This is a genomic window from Arthrobacter sp. AOP29-A2-19, assembly GCF_058138025.1.
The window spans coordinates 2,264,330-2,278,541 of the sequence record NZ_CM176894.1 but is presented as its reverse complement, the minus strand read 5'-3'; the positions used below and the strand labels follow the sequence as shown (position 1 = coordinate 2,278,541).

Annotated in this window: 12 protein-coding genes; 6 read left to right on the top strand and 6 right to left on the bottom strand. The window is 70.3% G+C overall.

The features are described from left to right. Nucleotides 1-78 precede the first annotated feature (78 nt). Entirely contained in the window at nt 79-1,425 is a 1,347-nt protein-coding gene (locus AC3ZJJ_RS10475; RefSeq protein WP_489891760.1) for an MFS transporter, read from the bottom strand. A 207-nt stretch (nt 1,426-1,632) separates the two neighbouring features. Here AC3ZJJ_RS10475 and AC3ZJJ_RS10470 point away from each other — a divergent pair, with 207 nt between their 5' ends. Then, nucleotides 1,633-2,919 (top strand): Nramp family divalent metal transporter, encoded by a 1,287-nt coding sequence (locus AC3ZJJ_RS10470; RefSeq protein WP_489891759.1) that lies wholly within the window; start codon nt 1,633-1,635, stop codon nt 2,917-2,919. A gap of 157 nt (nt 2,920-3,076) precedes the next feature. Continuing rightward, nucleotides 3,077-3,649, top strand: coding sequence for a DUF4303 domain-containing protein (locus AC3ZJJ_RS10465; protein WP_489891758.1), 573 nt, complete (start codon nt 3,077-3,079; stop codon nt 3,647-3,649). An 85-nt stretch (nt 3,650-3,734) separates the two neighbouring features. Here the strand turns inward: AC3ZJJ_RS10465 and AC3ZJJ_RS10460 are convergent, their stop codons facing one another. After that, nucleotides 3,735-4,451 (bottom strand): zf-HC2 domain-containing protein, encoded by a 717-nt coding sequence (locus AC3ZJJ_RS10460; protein ID WP_489891757.1) that lies wholly within the window; start codon nt 4,449-4,451, stop codon nt 3,735-3,737. Further along, complete coding sequence (locus AC3ZJJ_RS10455) at nt 4,448-4,951, bottom strand: sigma-70 family RNA polymerase sigma factor (RefSeq protein WP_489891756.1); 504 nt, start codon at nt 4,949-4,951, stop codon at nt 4,448-4,450. The genes AC3ZJJ_RS10460 and AC3ZJJ_RS10455 overlap by 4 nt, the downstream gene beginning before the upstream one ends. A 190-nt stretch (nt 4,952-5,141) precedes the next feature. Here AC3ZJJ_RS10455 and AC3ZJJ_RS10450 point away from each other — a divergent pair, with 190 nt between their 5' ends. Beyond that, the gene (locus tag AC3ZJJ_RS10450; RefSeq protein WP_489891755.1) at nt 5,142-5,672 is read left to right on the top strand and encodes a COG4315 family predicted lipoprotein; all 531 of its coding nucleotides are present in this window, start codon (nt 5,142-5,144) and stop codon (nt 5,670-5,672) included. Nucleotides 5,673-5,786: 114 nt separating this feature from the next. Continuing rightward, nucleotides 5,787-7,460 carry a bifunctional phosphoribosylaminoimidazolecarboxamide formyltransferase/IMP cyclohydrolase gene (gene purH, locus AC3ZJJ_RS10445; RefSeq protein WP_489891754.1) on the top strand — a complete coding sequence of 558 codons (1,674 nt, stop codon included), beginning with the start codon at nt 5,787-5,789 and terminating at the stop codon, nt 7,458-7,460. On the opposite strand, the gene AC3ZJJ_RS10440 is transcribed toward purH, so the two are convergent. Next, nucleotides 7,432-8,382, bottom strand: coding sequence for an N-acetylglucosamine kinase (locus tag AC3ZJJ_RS10440; RefSeq protein ID WP_489891753.1), 951 nt, complete (start codon nt 8,380-8,382; stop codon nt 7,432-7,434). The genes purH and AC3ZJJ_RS10440 overlap by 29 nt on opposite strands. A 200-nt stretch (nt 8,383-8,582) precedes the next feature. Between AC3ZJJ_RS10440 and AC3ZJJ_RS10435 the strand changes: the two genes are divergently transcribed. Beyond that, nucleotides 8,583-9,149, top strand: a complete 567-nt coding sequence (locus AC3ZJJ_RS10435; RefSeq protein ID WP_489891752.1) for a DUF6318 family protein — start codon at nt 8,583-8,585, stop codon at nt 9,147-9,149. Between the two features lie 230 nt (nt 9,150-9,379). Next, complete coding sequence (locus AC3ZJJ_RS10430; RefSeq protein ID WP_489891751.1) at nt 9,380-11,599, top strand: NADP-dependent isocitrate dehydrogenase; 2,220 nt, start codon at nt 9,380-9,382, stop codon at nt 11,597-11,599. Nucleotides 11,600-11,738: 139 nt separating this feature from the next. Here the strand turns inward: AC3ZJJ_RS10430 and AC3ZJJ_RS10425 are convergent, their stop codons facing one another. Together AC3ZJJ_RS10425 and AC3ZJJ_RS10420 are read right to left on the bottom strand one after the other, a co-directional pair. After that, complete coding sequence (locus AC3ZJJ_RS10425) at nt 11,739-13,376, bottom strand: dipeptide ABC transporter ATP-binding protein (RefSeq protein WP_489891750.1); 1,638 nt, start codon at nt 13,374-13,376, stop codon at nt 11,739-11,741. Beyond that, complete coding sequence (locus AC3ZJJ_RS10420) at nt 13,373-14,212, bottom strand: ABC transporter permease (RefSeq protein ID WP_489891749.1); 840 nt, start codon at nt 14,210-14,212, stop codon at nt 13,373-13,375. Before AC3ZJJ_RS10420 ends, AC3ZJJ_RS10425 begins: the two co-directional genes overlap by 4 nt.

The following is a 14,212-nucleotide window of genomic DNA, read 5'->3' as shown; positions in this document are numbered from 1 at the left end:
CGTTGGTGGCCCGCTGATCCAAAGTGTAGCCACGTGCGGGGACGGATTACACGAGTCGCCGCGTTCCGCTTGACGGTTCTAGTGAAGGATCTTCGAACGGGTCTCCGGCGCGTTGAACGCCATCCACACAACGGACAGCAGCACAAGCGCGCCGGCCACCAGGAAGGAGTTGGCGAGCCCGAACACGGGCCACACGACGGCGAACACCAGGGGACCGACGCCAGCGCCGATGCGGCTGAACGTGGAGGCCCACCCGAAACCCGAACCGCGCAGTTCCGTGGGGTACAGCTCGGAGACGTAGGCGTAGAGGACGGGGATCGCCACCTGGATGACGAACCCGAAGACCAGCAGCCAGACGACGGCGGTCCGCGGCGCGGACAGCGAGTGGGCGACCATCACCAGCACCAGCGCGGACAGGGGGCCCGTGACGCCGAGGAGCCACTTGCGGCCGACCCGCTCCACGAGGAGCGCGGCGACCACAACGCCGAGCAGTCCGACTGCGGCCATGCCCGCGGTGCTGAAGAACGCGCTCACCTGCGCCATGCCGGCGTCGGCCAGGATCGACGGCATCCAGGTCAGGGCCAGGTAGTAGACGAGCAGGACGGTGAAGAACAGCGTCCAGGCCGTAAACGTGATCCTCCAGTCGTAGCGCCAGACTTTGGCCAGCTGGTCGCCCCAGGACCCGGCGGACAGGCCCGGGGCCTCCGCGGCCTCGGGCAGGCTGTAGGGCACGGCCTGGCCGCCGGTGCGGAGGACCAGGTCGTCGATGACGGCGGTGGCCTCCGCCCGCCGGCCCTGCCGGATCAGGTAGAGGGGCGACTCCGGCACACTCCGCCGAATCCAGAAGACCAGCAGGGCGGGCAGCACCATGACCACCAGGATGAGCCGCCAGTTGTCCGTGGTGGCCTGGATGACGGCCGAGACGAAGAACGCGAGGGCGGCGCCGATTGGCCACCAGCCGTCCATCGCCGTCAGGACGCGACCGCGTTGGCGGCGCGGCGTGAATTCGCCGACCAGCGCGTAGTCGACGGGGATGCACCCGCCCAGGCCGAAGCCCGCGAGGAAGCGGAACGCGGCGAACCACGTGAAGTCCGGCGCCAGCGAACCCGCCACGGTGAAGATCGAGAAGATCAGCAATGTCCAGGTGAACGCCTTTTTCCGCCCCACCCGGTCCGCGATGGTTCCCCAGACGAAGGCGCCGAGCGCCATGCCGATGAGGTTGGCGGTGCCCAGCCATGCCGCCGTGGTCCGCTCGAGCTGCCATTCCTGCATCACCAACGGGATCAGCGCCCCGTTGAGGGTCACGTCCCACGCGTCGAACATAAAGCCCAACCCGCCGATGAGGAAGATCTTCCCCTGGACGCCCCAGCGCCAAGGGAGGTTCTGCACGATCGACTCGCCCGTGGGCAAATTCTGTACCTTCATGGCCGTGGCCAACCCCCGGATCCGTGTCTTGGCCGGCCGCCCGTGTGGGCCGCCGGCATAGCCTGCCTGCTGACTAGTATCCTCCAATGCACATCCCGGCGTCCGGCGCCACTTCGGATGGAACGCAGTGGGCAAGATAACATGGCCGACGGTCACTCAATGCCGAGGCCGCCACGGCGGGCCGGTCCCATCAGAAAGGTTCGCCGCATGGCAGAAAACACCGTGAGCGTCGACTCGGAAGAGCGCGCCCGCATACACAAATGGAAAATCATCGGGCCGGGGCTTGTCGTCGCGGCGACCGGCGTCGGCGCCGCGGACATGGTTGCCACGCTCGCCGCCGGTTCGCGCTACGGCTACATGCTGCTCTGGGCCGTGGTCCTGGGCGTGCTGCTGAAGATCGTCCTGGTCGAGGGCGCGGGGCGCTTCACGCTCTCCACCGGCAAGACCATCTTCCAGGGTTGGCGCTCGCTCGGCCGGTGGCCCGTCTGGTACTTCGGCCCGTACATCATGATCTGGGGCATCGTCTACGGCGCGTCCGCGATGTCCTCCACCGCGCTGCCGCTCGCCGCCCTCTTCCCGGCCATCCCGCTGTGGGTCTTCGCCGTGGCCACGGGCCTGGTCGGCTTCGCCATGGTGTGGCTCAACCGCTATTCGGTCTTCGAGAAGATCACCGCCGTGCTCGTCGGCATGATGTTCGTGACGATCGTCGGACTGGCGATCATCGCCGCGCCGAACGTCCCCGCCATGCTGGCCGGGCTGGTCCCGCGCCTTCCCGAGGGCGGGCTCCTCTACACGCTTGCGCTCGCCGGCGGCGTCGGCGGAACCATCACCTTGGCCGCCTACGGCTACTGGCTGCGGGAAAAGGGCTGGATCACCCCGGGTTGGATGCGCGTGATGCGCATCGACAACTCCATGGCCTACGTCATGACCGGCATCTTCGTGATCTCCATGCTCATCGTGGGCGTAGAGGTGGTCCAGGTCGCCGGTGTCACCATCTCCGCGGGGGACAAGGGACTGCTCGACCTCACCGGCGTCCTCCAGGACCGCTATGGCGACGTCATCGGCATTGCCTTCCTGTGGGGCTTCTTCGCCGCAGCGTTCTCCTCCGTGCTTGGCGTGTGGAACGGCGTGTCGCTGATGTTCGCCGATTTCTGGGCGAACGTTCGCGGCAAGGGCTCCGACCACCCCGATGCCAAGATCAACGGGAAGTACTTCCGCTTCTACCTGATGTGGCTGACGTTCCCGTCCATGCTGCTGCTGACGCTCGACCAGCCGATCGGTCTGGTGCTGGCATACGGCGTCCTGGGCGCGTTGTTCATGCCGTTCCTGGCCATCACGCTGCTGCCGCTGCTGAACTCCGGCAAGTACGGGGTGCCGAAGAACTGGCGCAACCGGTGGCACACCAACACCGCGCTGGTGATCACCGCGGTGCTGTTCATCGTGCTCGGCGGGTACCAGTTGGTCACGTCGATCCAAAAGGTGCTGGGCGGCTAGACAGGCGCTGGATCCGTCCGGGGATTCGTTGAGGGGGGGAGGCGCCGGCGGCGCTTCCCCCCTTGACATTCCGGGGGTGTCGGGAGTGTGAAACGACATGGGTCGACGTTTTCCCACGACCCTTAACGGGCGCGTGCAGCGGGAGTAGAGTCAGGTCATGGGCGTTGATTGGACGGCACTGGAAGAAGCAATTCGCAAGTCGGCACTGCGTCAGGCGCGCGAAGTGATCGACCACCATCCGGACGACGTCTTCTATGCCGTCGCCCTGGACGGGGTCTCCACAGAGCCGTCGGACCGGATCGAACTACCCGTCCTTGCCCTCAACTCCGAGCAGGCGCTCCAGCGCGACCTGACGCTTGCGGAACTCGACCAGGCTCCCGTCCTCGAGGACGAGGACGACGTCGAGCCGGTGGAGGAGAGCTTCTACTCCACCAAATGGAATCCGCCGGAATGGCATTGGTGCTCCATGGAACTGTTCGACGAGTCGGCGGCCGACCTGTGGAGCACCGCCCTGACGCAGGTCGCACAGAAGCACGGTTGGGAAGCGACGATCCGCCGCTACTATGAGATGCTGTTCTCCATCACGGAGTCCCTGGGCCGGGAGCTCGCCACTGGACGCAATTCGGAGCTGATCGCCTACGTGTCCGACGAGGACCACGCCGACAAGATCCTGCGCCGGTGCCTGACGCCGGCGCAGCTGCAGCGTCATTTCCCGGAGCTCGTCGTCTAGAACGGTGTGGCGGGGCGGTGCCCACGGGCGGAGGCATGAACCGGACGCCGCGCAGGGCGTCCCCGCGCGCCCGGTCGCGGGGCGGCTAACTATCGGTTGCGCCGGGCGGAAGGGCGACGAGGGCCAAGACCCGATTGTCGTCGTTGCGCACCTCGATTTCGGCGATGCCGCCCGCTTGCAGCGGCACCGCGCCGACGATCGAGGACCTGCCGGAATCGGTGGCCGCCCAGCGCCCGGCACGCTCCTCCATCCCCTCGTGGTCGACCACCCACAGCGAGAGCGTCCCCTCCGTGGGGAGGCTTGCCGCCGTCAGGTGCAGCTCGGTGCCCCAGGCTTTCCTTTCCAGCGCGATCTCGGCGCGGACGCCGTCCGCGGAATTCAGGGCGTAGTTGGCGTCCGGAGCCTCGTGTGGGACGACCAGCGGGGCAACGAGCACGCCGACGGCCAGGCAGGCGGCCGCCAGCGCCGCGACCAGCCCGGCCCGCCGCCGTCGGGCCCCGCGCCGAACACGGGACAGACGGGCCAGCAACTCCGGAACCGCGGTCCCGCCCGAGGCGTCTGCGGTGGCGGGGAGTCCGTCCCGGGAGGGCGCCGCGGCCAAGGCATTGGCGTCGGCGACGGGCACGGCGGACAGCAGGTGGGGGAGGCCGAGCGACGCGCGCAGCTCGGAGCGGCAGTCCGCGCAGCCCGCCAGATGGGACTCGAAGGCGGTCCGCTCGATCGCGGGCAGCCCGCCCAAGACATAGGCGCCAAGGTCCTCGTGCGCCCGCCCGGAGGCCGCGCCGTCCGGTGCGGGGATCAATGCTCCACCCCCATCTCGTCCAGGACGGAGCGCAGCGCGCGCACGGCATAGAAGGCGCGCGACTTCACCGTTCCCGCGGGGATGTTCAGCCTCTCGGCCGCCTCGGAGACGGTGAAGCGGTTGTAGTGCAGGGCCAGGACCACGTCCCGATGTTCGCGGCTCAGGCGAAGCAGTGCCTCCTCCATCAGGACGCGGCCGAGGAGCTCGTCGATGCGTTCGGCCGTGTCCGGCATTGTCTCCGCCCTCTCCTGCCCGTAGTCCCGACGGGGCCGGCTGGAGGCCCTGCGGTAATTGTCGATCATGACGTTGCGCGCCGTGCGGAAGAGATAGCTTCGCAGGCTGCCGGTGATGTGCGGAGCCGCCTGCCACACCTTGAGGACGGTCTCCTGAACGACGTCCTCGGTCGACGACGGATCGTGGGACGCGCGCAGGACAAACCGCCTCAGCGCCTCGCCGTGGTCGCGGTAGATTCCGGCGACCACTTCCTCGTCCAGGGGCACACCGGCTCCTCGCCCGTCCTGTTCATCCCGATCCACTTCCACCCCCTAGGACGGCCGCGCGGTCCCAAAGGTTCACCGGCCGGCGCATTGAACCAATCTTGCATCCGCCGCGTCCTAGGTGACAGGGGTCGGAAGCCGCGGAAATCCCTCCGCGCGCGGCGACGCCCGGTCTAGGGGAAGGAACCCAACCATGCGCACACACCCGTTGCACCCACGCAAGAACCTGCCCGCGCTGACACTGGCGGGCACAGTCCTGATGTCCATGGCGTTGGCGGGCTGTGGGGGGTCCGGTCCCGCGGCGCCCGCGGCGTCCACGGCGCCCGAACCCAGCGCGTCCGCGCCCGCCTCCGCGCCGTCGTCGGACGCCGCGAGCGTGGACCTGATGGTGGCCGAATCGTCCGAGGGCGACATCGTGGTCGACGGCGCGGGCATGGCGCTCTACTACTTCACGAAGGACAAAAAGGACTCCGGTGTCAGCGCCTGCACCGGCGATTGCCTCGCGGCGTGGCCGATCGCTGTCGCCGCGAGCGACACCCCAGAGGTGGAGGGGGTGACCGGGACCGTGGGCACCATCGAGAGTCCCGACGGGAAGATGCACATGACGCTCAACGGGATGCCCCTCTACTACTACGTCAAGGACAAGGCCCCCGGCGACATCACGGGCCAGGGTGTGGGGGAGGTCTGGTACCTGGCTGCCCCGGACGGGGCAATGATCAAGTAGGCGCCCCGACCGGATCCCGGGGAGGCGCCCGGGGCGCGTCACCAACGGGCGCGCCCTCGGGGCCGACCGGTAGACTGGCCGCGATCCCCACCCACCCGTCCCAGGGAGAGCCTTGTGAGCCAGACCGTTCTTGACCGCGTTCCGATCCGCCGTGCCTTGATTTCCGTCTACGACAAGACCGGGCTGGAGGAGCTGGCACGTGGACTGCACAACGCCGGCGTCCGCATAGTCTCGACCGGCTCCACGGCCAAGCGCATCGCGGACGCGGGCATCCCCGTCCAGGGCGTCGAAGATGTCACGGGCTCCCCGGAGATGCTGGACGGGCGCGTAAAGACCCTCCACCCGCGCGTTCACGGCGGCATCCTGGCGGACCGCCGCGTGCCCGAGCACGTGCAGACGCTGGTGGAGATGGACATCGAGCCGTTCGACCTGGTCGTCGTCAACCTCTACCCCTTCGTGGACACCGTTCGTTCGGGCGCGGCGCAGGACGACGTCGTCGAGCAGATCGACATCGGCGGTCCCGCCATGGTCCGCTCCGCCGCGAAGAACCACGCCTCCGTGTGCATCGTGGTGGATCCGTCCAGCTACGGGGCCGTCGTGGCCGCGGCGGCCGAAGGCGGTTTCGACCTGAAGGCCCGCCAGCGGCTCGCCGCGAAGGCCTTCGCCCACACGGCGTCCTACGACACCGCCGTCGCCACCTGGACGGCCAGCCAGTTCCTCGACGAGGACGGCGACGGGACCATCGACTGGCCCGCCTATTCCGGCGTCGCGCTCGAGCGCTCCGAGGTGCTCCGCTACGGCGAGAACCCGCACCAGCAGGCGGCGCTGTACGTGGACAAGGCCGCCCCGGCCGGCATCGCGCAGGCGGACCAACTGCACGGCAAGGCCATGAGCTACAACAACTACGTCGACGCCGACGCCGCGCTGCGTGCGGCATACGACTTCGAGCTTCCGGCCGTGGCCATCATCAAGCACGCCAACCCGTGCGGCGTCGCCGTCGGTTCGGCGGACGCGGCGGACGCGATCGCGGACGCCCACGCCAAGGCCCACGCCTGCGATCCGCTGTCCGCGTTCGGCGGCGTCATCGCCGCCAACCGCACCGTGACCCGCGCGATGGCCGAGACCGTCAAGGACATCTTCACCGAGGTCGTGATCGCTCCGGACTTCGAGCCGGAGGCCGTGGAGATCCTCTCCAAGAAGAAGAACATCCGGCTGCTGGCCCTTCCGGAGGGCTACGGCCGCTACCCGACCGAACTGCGCCAGGTCTCCGGCGGCATGCTGGTCCAGGTCACGGACAAGGTCGACGCCGACGGCGACGCGCCGGAGGCGTGGACCCTGGCGGCCGGCGAGGCGGCGGACGACGCCACGCTGGCGGACCTCGCGTTCGCCTGGCGCGCGGTCCGCGCCGCCAAGTCGAATGCCATCCTCCTCGCCGCCGACGGCGCGGCGGTCGGCATCGGCATGGGTCAGGTCAACCGGGTTGATTCCTGCAAGCTCGCCGTGGAGCGCGCCAACACGCTCGGTGTCTCGGTCGCGTCGGACGTCGACGCGGCGGGCGGAGCCTCGGGCACGGCCGACGCGGCCGGGTCCGCTGAGCGCGCGCGCGGCGCGGTGGCGGCGTCGGACGCGTTCTTCCCGTTCGCCGACGGCCTGCAGATCCTCCTCGACGCCGGCGTGAGGGCCGTTGTTCAGCCCGGCGGTTCGGTCCGCGACGAAGAGGTCGTTGCGGCCGCCAACGCGGCGGGCATCACGATGTACTTCACCGGAGCGCGGCACTTCTTCCACTAGGGGAGACCGCAGTCTGCACGCGCTGGCCCAGGGCACTGTCCTGGGCCAGCGTCGTCAGAAGGGCGGCGCCGTCAAGGCCCGTCCCCGTGGGTTCCCGCAGTTCGACGCCGGGCCACGTCTGCCGCAGGCGGCCCACGAACGGGTCGCGGATCTCCGCGGCCCCGAGGACCCGGCCCAGGCAGCACACCACGGGGTCGGGGCGGGCGTCCTCGCCGACCTGCCGCAGGCCGGTGGCCACGGAGTGCGCCAGTTCCCCGGCCGCCCTCGCGCAGATGTCCGCCGCGACGGCGTCCGTGGCGGCCAGGCCGGTCACCCGCGGGGCGTACGACGCGATCCGCCGCACGCGGTTGGGGTCGCTCTGCAACTCGACGTAGGCGTGCTCCACGTTTGGGAAATCCTCCGTGATGACGCCGGTCAACGAGGTCGCGGGACCGCGTCCGTCGTGCGCCCGCATCACGGCCCTGAAGGCCTCGATCCCCAGCCAGTACCCGCTGCCCGCGTCGCCCATCAGGTACCCCCAGCCGTCGACCCGGGCGACGCTCGCCTCGCCGACGGCGAGGGTGACCACGCCGGTCCCGCTCGCCACGACCACCCCCGGGTGGTCGCCGAGGGCTCCCAGGTAGGACGTCACCGAATCGTGCGCCACGAGTGCGCGGGCGACGCCGAGCGTGGCGCAGGCGTCCAGCAGCCGTTTCGCCTCGCCGCCGGCGTCGGTCAGCCCCGAGGTTCCGACGGCGACGGTGGAGAAGGCCAGCCCGGTCTCGAGGCCCACACGTTCGACGACGGCGCGCAACTGGGGCGCCAGCGGCTGGTCGGTGCGGATGCCGGGGAAGTCGTGCACGCCCTCCCGCGCGCCGTCCCCGTGCGGTTGGGCGCGAATGCCGGTCTGGCCGGCGTCGATGGCCAGCACCGTTTCGGGCATGGGAACCGCCTCCTCTGGATGGTGGATGTGATGATCCAAGAATAGGAGGTCGGCGCACCGGGCCGGGCGGGTCCCGTGTTCGTGGCGCCGGCGGAAGCCGGATAGGGTGTGAAGTGTTCCCTTTACAGATGCTTGACACGGTGGCCGCTCCCCGTGCGCGCGGGAACGGCCAAACCACTTGTCGAACACGGAGAAATACCATGCAGACCACCCGCGCCCTTGGCGCCGCAGCCCTCCTCGCAACGCTGGCCCTGACCGGCTGCGCCGGCGCGGCGGAAGAGGCCACGGCAACCTCGGCGGCCCCCGCGGCCGCCGAGGTCCGCACGCCGGCCCCCAACGACCAGATGAAGGACGAGTCCGCGAAGGGGCTCTCCGCCACAACCTATTACTACTTCGACGCAGTGAACTACGCGCTGCAGACCGGAAAGACGGACCTGATGCTTTCCGTTGCGGCCGACTGCGCGGAGTGCGCCGACGCCGCCGAGGAGATCGCGGCCGTGTACGCGGACGGCGGACGCGTCGAGGGCGGGCAACCGAAGGCACAGAACGTCATTCCGCTCGGCGAGGTCGACGCGAAGGGCGCGCTGTCCGCCGTCGTGCCGTTCCGCGAGGACGCCAAGACTGTCTTCGATGCCGCCGGCGACGTCGTCGAGGAGACCTCCCTGGACCCCGCGGGGACGATCTACACCGTCGGTGGCGAGTACGTCGACGGCGTCTGGGCCATTACCTCGCTGAAGGAAACCCCGGACGCCGAAATCCCGGAGTAGGGCGCTGCCGGGTCCGCCCCGGGAGGGCCCGTGCAACCTCAACGACGGCCGGCGCCGGTGCGCCGGCCGTTCGCGTGCCCGGGCCCGAAGGTGCCTTCCCGGGCACCCAAGATGACGTACCGCGGGACCCCGAAAAGGCGGAGCAAGGCCGACCTTCCGGTAAGTTTGTCCTGTTGAGTCCACACCGGATGTGAAGTTACCGCAGACCTTTCAGGGAGATGCCGCTACCCATGGCCAAGATTATCTACACCCACACCGATGAAGCGCCGATGCTGGCGACGTATTCGTTCCTGCCGATCGTGGAGGCCTTCGCGTCGACCGCCGGCGTGGAAGTGGAGACCCGCGACATCTCGCTGGCTGGCCGCATCATCGCCGTCTTCGGCGACTTCCTCACCGAGGAACAGCGCACCGCGGACGCACTGGCCGAGCTGGGCCAGCTGGCCAAGAGCCCGGACGCCAACATCATCAAGCTGCCGAACATCAGCGCGTCCATCCCGCAGCTGAAGGCCGCCATCGCCGAACTCCAGGAGCAGGGCTACGCGCTGCCGGACTACCCGGACAACCCGTCCTCCGACGAGGAGACAGACATCCGCGCCCGCTACGACAAGATCAAGGGCTCCGCCGTGAACCCCGTGCTGCGCGAGGGCAACTCCGACCGCCGAGCGCCGCTGTCCGTCAAAAACTACGCCCGCAAGAACCCGCACACGATGGGCGAGTGGACCGCGGACTCCAAGACCAACGTCGCCACCATGAGCGCCGACGACTTCCGCTCCAACGAGAAGTCCGTGGTGCTCCCGGCCGCAGACACCCTCTCCATCCAGCTGGTCCGCGAGGACGGCACGGTCAAGGTCCTGAAGAAGGCCCTTCCGGTCCTCGCCGGCGAGGTCATCGATGGAACCGTCCTGCGCGCCGCCGCGCTCGACGAGTTCCTCGCCGCGCAGGTTGCGCGCGCCAAGGAGGACGGCGTGCTGTTCTCGGCGCACCTCAAGGCGACGATGATGAAGGTCTCGGACCCGATCATCTTCGGCCACGTGGTCAAGGCCTACTTCTCCGAGCTCTTCGAGCAGTACGGCGACAACCTCGCGGCCGCGGGCCTGAGCCCGAACAACGGCCTCGCCGCCATCCTGGGCGGCCTCGAGGAGCTGCCGGAGGACGTCCGCGAGGGCGTCCAGGCGGCCATCAAGAAGGGGCTCGACGAGGGCCCGGCCCTGGCCATGGTGGACTCGGACAAGGGCATCACGAGCCTGCATGTGCCCTCCGACATCATCGTCGACGCCTCCATGCCGGCCATGATCCGTTCCTCCGGCCACATGTGGGGACCGGACGGCCAGGAGGCCGACACCCTCGCGGTCCTGCCCGACAGCTCCTATGCCGGCATCTACCAGGTGGTCCTGGACGATTGCCGCGCCAACGGCGCCTACGACCCGACCACCATGGGCACCGTCCCGAACGTCGGCCTGATGGCCCAGGCTGCCGAGGAATACGGCAGCCACGACAAGACCTTCGAGATCCAGTCCGCGGGCACCGTGCAGATCCTCGACTCCAAGGGCGGCGTCCTGATCGAACACCAGGTGGCGCAGGGCGACATCTGGCGCGCCTGCCAGACCAAGGACGTGCCGGTGCGCGACTGGGTCAAGCTGGCCGTGACGCGTGCCCGGGCCTCCGCGACCCCCGCCGTGTTCTGGCTGGACGAGGGCCGCGCGCACGACGCGCAGCTCATCGCCAAGGTGGAGGAGTACCTCAAGGAGCACGACACCGCGGGGCTGCGGATCGAGATCATGAGCCCGGTCGAGGCCACCGCGTTCACGCTGGAGCGCCTGCGCAAGGGCGAGGACACCATCTCCGTCTCCGGCAACGTGCTGCGCGACTACCTCACGGACCTGTTCCCGATCCTCGAGCTCGGCACCAGCGCGAAGATGCTCTCGATCGTGCCCCTCATCAACGGCGGCGGGCTCTTCGAGACGGGCGCCGGCGGCTCCGCCCCGAAGCACGTGCAGCAGCTGGTCAAGGAAAACCACCTGCGCTGGGACAGCCTCGGCGAGTTCCTGGCCTTGGCGGTCAGCTTCGAGCACCTGGCAACCACCACGGACAACAAGCGGGCCCAGGTGCTGGCCGATACGCTCGACCGTGCGACCGGGACGTTCCTGCTGGAGAACAAGTCCCCGAAGCGCAAGGTCGGCGAGCTCGACAACCGCGGCAGCCACTTCTACCTGGCGCAGTACTGGGCCAAGGAGCTTGCTGCGCAGACCGACGACGCCGAGCTGGCGAAGGCCTTCGCTTCCGTTTCGGACGCGCTGACGTCCAACGAGGAGGCCATCGTGGGCGAACTGCTCGCCGTTCAGGGCTCCCCGGTGGACCTCGGAGGCTACTACCACCCCGAAGCGGCCAAGGTCGAGGCGGCCATGCGCCCGTCCGCGACGCTGAACCGGGTCGTGTCGACCCTGGGCTAGCCACTGGCGCCGGGTAGGCACCCGGGCCGGACCCGAGGGACCGGCACCAAAGAGACGGCGGCGCGGCGCCCCCCCCGGGGCGGCGCGCCGCCGTCGTCCGTGTGCGTGGCGGCGTTCGCCGCGGGCGGCGGACCGCGGCCTAGGGAACGGCGGACAACCCGGCGGCCAACAGCCGCCGGGTATACGGGTGCGCGGGGGCCGTGAAGACTTCCTCCGTGGGGCCCTGCTCCACAATCCGGCCGGCCCGCATGACCGCGACGTCGTCGCTGACGTGGCGGACCACGGCCAGATCGTGCGAAATGAAGAGGTAGCTCAGCCCCAGCCGCTCCTGCAGGCCGTCCAGGAGGTCAAGGATCTGCGCTTGGACGGACACGTCGAGGGCGGAGACGGGCTCGTCGCAGACGAGGACCCGCGGCTCGGGGGCCAGGGCCCGTGCGATGGCCACGCGCTGCCGCTGGCCGCCGGAGAGGGTGCGCGGGTGCCGCTCGGCCAACGAACGGTCCAGCCCCACGAGGTCCAACAGGGCGTGGATGGTGGCAAGCCGCGACCGCGTCCGGGCGGTCCGCCCGGCGCTCAGCGCGTCCGCCAGGAGGCCGCCGACGGTGAAGCGCGGATCGAACGAGCTGAGGGGATCCTGGTACACGGCGCCGATCGCCGGGCGGCGCGGGCGGCGGGCGGATTCCGGCAGTGCGCTCCACGGCTCGCCGAAAAGCCTCACCTCGCCGGCGTCCGGAGCCGCCAGACCCAGCACCATGCGCGCTGTGGTGGACTTCCCGGACCCCGATTCGCCAACGAGCCCCAGCGTCCGGCCGGGGGCCAGCGCGAAGCGGACGTCCGAGACGGCGTCGAAGGGGCGCAGGTCACCGCCGACGAACGACTTGCGCAAGGTGATTGCCTCGACCGCGGGCCCGTCCTCGGGCACCGCCCGGGGCCGCGTAGAGGCCGGCGCGCCGGAACCGCCGGCGGACGCGGCCAGCCGGGTGCCGCGGGGCTTGCCGGCGGGCACCGCGCGGAGCAACATCCGGGTGTACGGGTGCTCGGGCGCGCTGAGTATCTGCCCCGCCGGGCCCTGCTCGACGATTCGCCCGTCCCGCATCACGGCGATCCGGTCCGCGACCGAGCCGACCACCGCCAGGTCGTGGCTGATCAGGAGCATCGCCGAACCGCGGCGACGGAGGCCGCCGAGCAGGTCGAGGACCTGTGCCTGGATCGTCGCATCGAGCGCCGTGGTGGGCTCGTCGGCGATCAGCAGCGGCGGATCCAGCGCGATCGCCGACGCGATCAGCGCCCGCTGGCGCATCCCGCCGGAGAGTTGGCCGGAACGCTGGCCGGCCACGGAGGCGTCCAGGCCAACGGACTCCAGGAGCGCGCGGACGCGGGCCGCCCGTTCGCGGCCATCGAGGTCCGTGTGGAGGCGCAGGGAATCCTCGATCTCGCGGCCCACCGTGCGCAATGGATCCAGCGACACCAGCGCGTCCTGCAGTATGAGGCCCATCTCCGTGCCGCGGACCCGCCGCCACGATCGGGTGGTGTGGAGCCGGCCCAGGTCGCGGCCGCCGAGCCGCAGGGTGTCCGCCGTGACCGTCGTCCGCTCGGCCGCGCCGGGACGCGCCGTCAGGCCCATCAAGGACCGCGCGGTGACCGACTTGCCGGATCCGGACTCGCCGACCAGCGCAAGGCATTCCCCGCGGTCCAGGCGAAATGACACGCCGTTGACGACGGTGGTTCCGCCGAAGCCGACGCTCAGGCCGGCGACGTCCAACAGCGGTGTGGTCATTGGCCGACCGCCCGGCGCTGGAGGGTGCGGCCGAGCATCGTGCTCGAGGCAGCGACCAGGACGATGGCCAGCCCGGGAAACAGCGTGAGCCACCAGGCGATGCCCAGATACGTGCGCCCGGCGGACAGCATGGCGCCCCACTCCGGCGCGGGCGGCGGCGCTCCGAGCCCCAGGAAGCTGAGCGCGGACGCCCACACCACGGCCTGTCCCAGGCCGAGCGTGGCGAGCACCATGACCGGCGCCAAGGCGTTGGGCAGGAGGTGCCGGACGAGGACGCGGGCGGGGGACCGACCCAGCACCACGGCGGCCTCGACCATGGCGGAGGTCCGGAGGGCGGCGACCTGCGCCCGGATGATCCGCGCGTAGCCCGGGGCCGTGCTGAGCCCCACGGCGACGACGGCGGTGCCGGTGCCGGGGCCCGCAAACGCGATGAAGACCAGGGCCAGAAGCAGCCCCGGCAGGGCGAACAGCACCTCCAGCAGGCGGCCGATGCCGAAGTCCAGCCGGCGACCGCCGGCCCCTCCGCCCGCCCCGAGCCCGGAGGGCACGCCCAGCAGCAGGGCCAGCCCGAGGCCGATGCCGGTCGCCGCAGCCCCGATCACGAGCGATTCCCTTGCGCCGTGAACGATCCGCGAATACGTGTCCCGCCCCGACTCGTCGGTCCCCAGCCAGTGGGCGGCGGACGGCGGCTCGAACGCGGCCGCCGGGTCTATCGCGAGCGGATCGAAGGGCGCCAGCCAGCCGGGCACGACGGCGGCGGCGAGCATAACGACGGCGACGGCGGCGGCCGCGACCGTCCCCACCGAGGCGGGGACCAGGGCCCGGCTGAGGTTCAT

What these genes read in the sequence shown, in the direction of transcription:
- AC3ZJJ_RS10420 (WP_489891749.1), bottom strand. Translation starts at nt 14,212, where the DNA reads ATGAACCTCAGCCGGGCCCTGGTCCCCGCCTCGGTGGGGACGGTCGCG.
- AC3ZJJ_RS10425 (WP_489891750.1), bottom strand. Translation starts at nt 13,376, where the DNA reads ATGACCACACCGCTGTTGGACGTCGCCGGCCTGAGCGTCGGCTTCGGC.
- AC3ZJJ_RS10440 (WP_489891753.1), bottom strand. Translation starts at nt 8,382, where the DNA reads ATGCCCGAAACGGTGCTGGCCATCGACGCCGGCCAGACCGGCATTCGC.
- AC3ZJJ_RS10430 (WP_489891751.1), top strand. Translation starts at nt 9,380, where the DNA reads ATGGCCAAGATTATCTACACCCACACCGATGAAGCGCCGATGCTGGCG.
- AC3ZJJ_RS10470 (WP_489891759.1), top strand. Translation starts at nt 1,633, where the DNA reads ATGGCAGAAAACACCGTGAGCGTCGACTCGGAAGAGCGCGCCCGCATA.
- AC3ZJJ_RS10475 (WP_489891760.1), bottom strand. Translation starts at nt 1,425, where the DNA reads ATGAAGGTACAGAATTTGCCCACGGGCGAGTCGATCGTGCAGAACCTC.
- AC3ZJJ_RS10435 (WP_489891752.1), top strand. Translation starts at nt 8,583, where the DNA reads ATGCAGACCACCCGCGCCCTTGGCGCCGCAGCCCTCCTCGCAACGCTG.
- AC3ZJJ_RS10450 (WP_489891755.1), top strand. Translation starts at nt 5,142, where the DNA reads ATGCGCACACACCCGTTGCACCCACGCAAGAACCTGCCCGCGCTGACA.
- AC3ZJJ_RS10465 (WP_489891758.1), top strand. Translation starts at nt 3,077, where the DNA reads ATGGGCGTTGATTGGACGGCACTGGAAGAAGCAATTCGCAAGTCGGCA.